This window comes from Microcoleus sp. K1-B1, from assembly GCF_036704705.1.
Classification (GTDB): domain Bacteria; phylum Cyanobacteriota; class Cyanobacteriia; order Cyanobacteriales; family Microcoleaceae; genus Microcoleus.
In genome coordinates this window covers 1-4,048 of record NZ_JAUBSH010000173.1, presented here as the reverse complement: position 1 = coordinate 4,048, position 4,048 = coordinate 1, and the positions used below count along the sequence as shown (strand labels likewise).

Here is a 4,048-nt window from a genome sequence, read left to right as displayed (position 1 = left end):
AGTTACCTCAGTAGATATATTCTTTTTGTTTACTTATCTTAACATAGTTCGGTTTTTTTGCGCCGACCTACTTAGTGCCATTGCCACACCAAAAAAGAGTGAGGTGGTTTTCTGGCTGGCCGTCGGAATTCGCACGGCGGGACGAGTGGTGACCGACTGGAGGTCGTCTACACTTTCACGAGTCAAGTAAAGTAGTAGAAATCCACCGGTTCCGGCAATCAGCAGCACCACGGAAATAATTGACCACAGAATGAATTGTCCGGGTTGTTCATTTCCAATCAGCGGATCATGGGGCCAATTGGCGGTGTAGGAAAAAGTCGCGTTGGGGCGATTGGCGGCAGCGGCCCAGGCAGTCCAGGCAAAGAACGCCGTGACATCATGAATCTGGGATGGCTCTTTAAACCAGCCATGCGGAATCGAGTGAATGACGGAACCGTAGGTCAGCAGGTGTTCATAGTCCGCAAAGACTTGTTTTAGTCCCTGTGTCTGAGCGTCAGTCAGTAGCAATTCATGGGTGTTCGGGTCATACCGATTGGTTTTGAATTGCTCGCTGATTGTGGCTTGCAACGCTGCTCGTTCTGGTGCAGGCAATGCTTCTAAATCACTCTGGCTCATAGCGGGGTCATTGTTGTGCAAAACCCCGGCGGTGGCTAATCCCCAGCGGTGCAATACATCTGCTGTCCAGTCGGGGGCGAGGTAGCTACCATGTCCCCAAATACTGCCGATGTGCTGACCACCCCTTGCTAGGTAAGTGGCTTGACCATCCTGAATCTGTGCTTTTGTGATCACAATCTCCTGTTTTGGAGACTGAATCACATCGGGTAAAGGGGGAGCATTTTTCCAGATGGCAGCCCCTGCTGCCAGTAGCGCTGTAAAAGCAATGATACAGATTAGCACCAGCCACGCCGGAAGACCCAGGGCTAATCGTCTATGAGGAGGTGCCAGTATTTCAGGACTGGCTATCTGAGAATCTGTCATCTATCTCACCTTAAAAAAATATTAAATAGGCAAGGAAATATTCTTCGCTTTTTTGAGCATCGGCTATGACCAAAGAGCCGACCTACTACAAGAGTAAGATAAGATTTTGGTGATGGAAAAAAATTTATAAAATAAAATAGTTTCGCAATAAAATTTATTACTTCCGAAACAGCCTGTTCAATTGTTTTAGCTGCCTGTTCAATTGTTTTGTCGGCTACATTGGTAATCCCAAGGGTGGAAGTAAAACTAGATTCAAAGCGGATCTAACATTAAAATTTGTTATTAAATTATTTAAATCATAGTCATCTATCTTAAGACTGAAATGTGATATGGAAAGTCCAAAGTAAAGTTTTTATAGCTAAGTAGGGTTTGCTGAATAATCGATCGCCAACTAAGAACAGGAGCGATCGATATATTCAACCAGAGTTAAATATGAGTTTTCCGGCTTCAATTTGAGTAAAACATAAGTGTAGATTATGTAAAAGCCAAAAACAGGCATTGCTTTCCCCGAACTACATAAAAACAAAAAAAAACCGGCGCCACCAGGTACAAAGGTTCATTACTAAAAAAGTAATCGCAATGGCTGTTTGGGAGGTATGGTCAAGTTTTGTTATTACCAGATTCATGCCGAATCTTCGTTTGCCTTGCCCAAATTTGCCCTCAATTGCCTGACGAATCCTCTCATCATATGCGGCTTGCTTTTTTTTTGATTTACTGACGATTGCTGGGAGTATTCGTAGAGGCGTTCCACTGATTCTAATTCTTCTTTCTTTGCACCAATATCGGTTCTAAGAGTGTAGGATAAATACGCTGTGCATGAACAGATTCACCGATAGTATCCTGTGAATCTATAATAAGCTTCTACTTGTGCTTTTAAGCCCCCTGGTTCGTTAAAATTATCCCAGCTCATCCGGTATAACAATACATATCCTTCAAAGCAGCTCGCTGATAGTTTGGCTCGCCTCTCTACGCTGTTTCCGGCTTTTCCTCTGACTAGGGGACGGATGTGGGGTTGGCTTAAACTTACTATTCTATCCTCAATACTCTGTTTATTATTGTCAAATAACCATTGCTGTTTGCGAGAGACTTCTGTGAGGACTAGCAAGGTTTTATATTCCTTTTTATTCAGATTATTGAGAATGCGTAAGGAACGATTTATCTACCAAAAATAATGGAATCCTTATAAAATAAGGATTCCATCTATCGGAGCGGCGGGATTTGAACCCACGACCCCTACTACCCCAAAGTAGTGCGCTACCAAGCTGCGCTACGCCCCGACAGCTTTAACAGCTTAGCATAGAATTCCCGAAAAAGTCAAAAAACTTTTAAAACTTTTGCCGCCTGCACCAAAGTCGGAACCACAGCCGTCGGCCAAAAACCCTCGCACCTCCTGCCAGCATTCAAGATCAACTGCACGCTGTAAGCTTCGGGATAGCCTTCTACCTGCACCCACAGCAAGTCGCTTTCGGCTTCAATGGCGATTTTTTCCTCGTCCATTAACTCAGACGCCATGTGACTCATTGTGCCGGCTAATTGCCCCAACAATCGGCAAAAATCGTTCAACTCAGCCTCCGTGAGTTCGATCGCCCAACCGTCGCCAGCCACCAAACCCTTAAACTCCTCCGCCTCTGGGTTCCATCCCAAACGCCACCCAACACCCGTTTTAATTACACGTTCCACCATTAAGGGATTTTAGATTTTAGATTTTGGATTTTAGATTAGTAGGACTTACCCATAAATACGAAAGAAAACGGGTTTTTTACCTGTGTTAAAGGGTCAACAGCAATATTCCCGTAAAAAACCCGGTTTCTGTATCCATGAGTATTAAGGTGCCAGCAACTTCGCATCTCCCGGCTGCGGCTGCGGTATCTCCGGCGAATTCGATCGCCCTTGTGGTTTTTCCCCCGCCGTCGGTGTGCGCCCACCCCCGGAATTCTCCGTAAAAACATCAACCAAAGCTTGAACCAAAGCATCCCGTTGTGCTCTATTTAACCTTTGAATAGCAGCACGATCCTGTTCCATTGGATTTGAGCGCAAAACGTCTTTTCCCGGATACACGCTTTCCACCAAATAATCGGGAGTCGCCCCCAGATAGTCAGCTAAACTCAACTTCCAATCAAAGCGGTAATTGGGTGGCCGTCCTTTGACAAATACGTGATATCGAATCAACCGCCCGACTAAAGTATTGGTAGGATCGACTTTTCCAGTTTCCTTAGAAATGTAGTTATTCTCAATCGGCAAATCCGGCAATTTTTCGTATACCAATTTCCACGCATCTTGCACCCTCACTTGTGGCGGCGCAGATTGTTGAGAGATCCGCTGCACTGAGGCAGACTCAGAACTCCGCAGCAGCGAAGGTTCCAAAGCCGACATACTCAGTTCCCCGGATTCCAATACCCAACTCAAAAGCGTGAAAATCGCTACACTCAAAGTAACCAACAGAAAACTTAAGCCCTGCTTTAATCTATTCACGGTTTTGACAAAAATTTGAAAAATAGAATAATTTCATACACTTAGTGGCCAGGAGATGTCCTAGTTGTTTATAATTTTAGGATTTACGCTCATCAACCCGGTTTGTTATAAAAATCAGAGGTTTTTTAACCAGGCAGCTAGGAATAAACCGGGTTTCTCGTCCCGCGCGCCCAAGTCTAGTTTGAAAAAGTTGTGAGTTTTGAGTTGACAAAAATTGCGGGCAATTCACCACTCAAAACCCAAAACTCCCGAAGTCTAGATGTCTCCGATAATTTCCGGCTGAGTCAGTTCATCGGACATTTCAAATATCGCCCGCATTACAGGTTTCATTTGATGGTCGTCCATATTGTCAAAATCTTCATAGCGACGGCGTTTTGCGCGGTTCGCCACCTGCACCGTAATCCGATAGCGGTTGGATGCACCGTTAATCAACTCTTCCGCCCGACGGGTTAGCTGAGTTGAATCGAAAGTTGGACGCTTAACCATGAGACTCCCTACTTTATGTAATGTTACATTCTAGTTTAGCTTAGTCGCGGGAAGCCCCGCGCCAAAAATGGTACGACCTTGAGCGACGGGATGTTCGCTGTGCGAGTCAAGG

The 4,048-nt window shown here is 45.1% G+C and carries 4 protein-coding genes, 1 tRNA gene and 1 pseudogene; all 6 read right to left on the bottom strand.

What is annotated here, in order from left to right:
- Window positions 1–33 precede the first annotated feature (33 nt).
- Window positions 34–978, bottom strand: a complete 945-nt coding sequence (locus QUA83_RS30060) for a hypothetical protein (RefSeq protein ID WP_333297855.1) — start codon at window positions 976–978, stop codon at window positions 34–36.
- Window positions 979–1,493: 515 nt separating this feature from the next.
- A pseudogene (locus QUA83_RS30055) lies at window positions 1,494–2,116 on the bottom strand (transposase); the annotation flags it as partial.
- A gap of 65 nt (window positions 2,117–2,181) precedes the next feature.
- A tRNA-Pro gene (locus QUA83_RS30050) sits at window positions 2,182–2,255 on the bottom strand.
- A 37-nt stretch (window positions 2,256–2,292) separates the two neighbouring features.
- Entirely contained in the window at window positions 2,293–2,661 is a 369-nt protein-coding gene (locus tag QUA83_RS30045) for a DUF1818 family protein (RefSeq protein ID WP_333297854.1), read from the bottom strand.
- A 141-nt stretch (window positions 2,662–2,802) separates the two neighbouring features.
- A complete protein-coding gene (locus QUA83_RS30040) occupies window positions 2,803–3,450 on the bottom strand; it encodes a hypothetical protein (protein WP_333297853.1) in 648 nt (215 codons plus the stop codon).
- A 255-nt stretch (window positions 3,451–3,705) separates the two neighbouring features.
- Window positions 3,706–3,936, bottom strand: a complete 231-nt coding sequence (locus QUA83_RS30035) for a DNA-directed RNA polymerase subunit omega (protein ID WP_015175138.1) — start codon at window positions 3,934–3,936, stop codon at window positions 3,706–3,708.
- Window positions 3,937–4,048: the final 112 nt, after the last annotated feature.